We start from the raw sequence: 2,809 nt of genomic DNA, 5'->3' as shown, positions 1-2,809 counted from the left end.
ATCGACGCTGTGGGAGAAACCCGGCCGGTCCGTAATGGGGAGCTTGTTCTTCGTGGCGACGACTTGCCGGGGCGAGTGGTGTCATTGTTTACAATCGGCGTTGTCCGTGACATAACAACTGGTCGCCCCCCAGTGAATAATTTTGCGCGCCGCGGGAGCGACATCGCCATACGCATGCACATGGGCCATGACATCGTGGCGCAGTTTTCCCTCGTAGGCGGCGGCGGCGGCAAAGTCAATATTATCACGCTGGGCGCGCAGTTCCTCCAACTGGGCGGCCGTGATCGGCAGGCCTAATTCGGCCTCGGCCTCCGCCAGCCAGATCCACAACTGTCGCCAGGTGCTAAATTTTTTGCGCGGCCCCCAAAGCGCGCTCATTTCCGCGCTGGCATAACGTCCGATCAAAGGATTGTCATAAAACAGTTGGGGGTCTTGCATACAATCGCGGGCAAAAGTCAGTTCCAGGGGAAAAAGGAGCCATCCATCTCCGCATTATAAGAAATCCCCGTCAAAATCGCAGGGGCGGATAGAGGCATTTTACCCCGGCTAAGACGCATTTGTCGGAGGGGAGAGCATTTTTGACATGCGCACGATCAATGTCTCTAACACATAACGCGATCGAGGTTTGCTAGAGCTGTGCCCCTTGAGCGCCGCGTCCGCCTGCAATAACCACCCCAGCAACCGCCGTCCCCGCGCGCGGGTGAGTTGTTTTAAGTGTCGCTCCGCTTTGGCCTGGGCGTCGGGCCAAATTTTCATGCCGGCCTCGGTAAGAATGGTTTTCATATCCAGCCGCCGCTGCGAACCAGTAGCCAGATCGGCCACACGGGTCGCGGCGGCATATTTGCGGATTGTTCCCGCCAGCATCGCCACCAACGCGATCGGGTCCTCGCCGGCGTCGATTAAGCGTTGTAACGCTAATAAAGCCGTGGCGGCATCCCCCTCATTGATGCGATCGCCCAGGTCCCAGGCACTTTTTGCCTGCCAACCGCCAACCGCCTCTAGCACTAAACGCTTGTCGATTTTGACGATTTTATTTGGGTCTGGCGGAGTTCGCGCGTTCTTTTCCGCTGTGAATTGTCCATCAATCTGGTCCGCGAGAACGATCAGCGATAATTTTTCCAGTTCCTGGTCGAGCCGCCCCATTTCCGGGCCGACTATTTCCAACAAGAGTTCCGCCGCTTCGCGCTCCAGCTGCGCGCCATGGCACGTACTGGCTTGTTTTACCAGCCAGGCCAGCAAGAGGTCCTCGCCTGGCGTTTTACACTCCAAATTTAAACCGTTAGCCGCAAATTCCTTATATAGTTTGGTATTGCTGGGCCAAGTTTTCACCACCAATACCAAGACGCTACCGGGGTTGGGCCGCTGGACATATTTTGACAATAATTCGTCCCGATGCAGCGTAATAAAATCATCCGCCTGATCGATTACGACTAGTCGTCGTCCCGTCCCCCCAAATAACGAAACCGTGTTTAATTCATCCAGGACGGTTCGCAGTTCCAATTCTTGATTGGCGTTCTTTTCGCCATTCAGCGTCGCAACGGAAAATTCCGCGTCCAGATTTTTTCCGGAGCGCACCTCCAGGACCAGCTCTGTGATTTTTTTGAGGCATTCGCGCTGTAAAAAAGGCTCATCTCCAAAGAGCGCGCAAAGACCCGGCACATCCTCCGAAGTAAATGCCTTATTCAAAAATGCAAAACCGCCCAGGTTGCCCAAATTTTTAGTTGCCATAAGCGGGCCTTGCCGGGGAATCCAGGATGGGGGAGGGCGAAGGGGGGGTGGAGGTTAAATAAACCCGCTGCCCGGTGGCTTGGCTGTGTTGCGCGGCCAGGACAATTTGCACCGCGCGAAAGGCGTCTTCCAGGCCGCTTACCTGGCGGACCAGGCTGGTTACAGACCGATGAAATTGATTGAGCAGGTGTTCGGTCAGGGGGCGATCATTTTCCAGCGATTCTTGATGACGGCCCGCGTTGTCAAACCATACCAAGTTGGTCGGCAAGTCGATAAACGCAATCCCGTTTTCACAAGCCACCTGCAACGCGGCCGGGGGTCGATAAGACACAGCTTCCTCCCAACATTGCGGAAAGTAATAACCCGAACTGATCTGCGCGACCACTCCAGCTCCCGGCTGGCCCGTGTGGGAGTAATCCAGGCTCATCATCCGATAATCGGATTGGGCCGGGTTGGCTTTGACATAATGGCACAATCCAAAGACCGATGTCGGTTCTTGCCCGACAACATACCGGCACCAATCGACTAATTCGATCAAATCGCGATAGTCATCCCCCTGTGGCAAAATCTTTGTTTTGGCGGTCGCTTTTTCATGGACGGGGGTGCGCTTGTGACAAAACAATAAATTGGGCTGGCCCAATCGTGTCGCCATTAGCTCCTTTAACCGGACGGTGGCGGGAGCGTGGCGGCGGGGAAATTCCGCCATAAAGGAAATGCCGGATTCCTCGACTTTATGCTTTAATTGGACGGCATCCTCCATATTCAATTGCAAAGCCACGGCGCAATAGACCGCTCGCCCATATTCACAGGCCGCTAGCACCGGCAAATGCCCATACCACTGATCGCTAAGAATTAACAAGGCGTCGATATCATCGCGTTTGGCAACGGCATGAAAGCCATCCACGGCCTGGGCGCCAAATTCGTGCGCGGCCTGTTCCGCCCGATGGCTAATGGGATCGCAGATCGCCTTGACTTCAAATCGATCCACCAAAGAACGCAACGTAGGTCGGTATCGCTGCTCCCACGCCTCGCCCAGCCCGATCACGCCGACGCGAATTTTCATAATTGCTAAAAAAGATAA

At 55.0% G+C, this 2,809-nt stretch carries 3 protein-coding genes; all 3 read right to left on the bottom strand.

Annotated features, from left to right (window positions below; translation table 11 throughout):
- Positions 1 to 81: 81 nt before the first annotated feature.
- A complete protein-coding gene (locus SFX18_05135; GenBank protein MDX1962515.1) occupies positions 82 to 438 on the bottom strand; it encodes a hypothetical protein in 357 nt (118 codons plus the stop codon).
- A gap of 108 nt (positions 439 to 546) precedes the next feature.
- Positions 547 to 1,728 carry a hypothetical protein gene (locus SFX18_05130; protein ID MDX1962514.1) on the bottom strand — a complete coding sequence of 394 codons (1,182 nt, stop codon included), beginning with the start codon at positions 1,726 to 1,728 and terminating at the stop codon, positions 547 to 549.
- Positions 1,718 to 2,809 (bottom strand): Gfo/Idh/MocA family oxidoreductase (locus SFX18_05125; GenBank protein ID MDX1962513.1); only part of this gene is annotated, 1,092 nt, incomplete at its 5' end. The genes SFX18_05125 and SFX18_05130, both read right to left, overlap by 11 nt.

The sequence above is a fragment of the Pirellulales bacterium genome, from assembly GCA_033762255.1.
In the GTDB taxonomy this organism is placed as follows: Bacteria; Planctomycetota; Planctomycetia; order Pirellulales; family JALHPA01; genus JANRLT01.
Note: the sequence above shows the minus strand (reverse complement) of the source record. Positions and strands in the feature narration are given on the sequence as shown.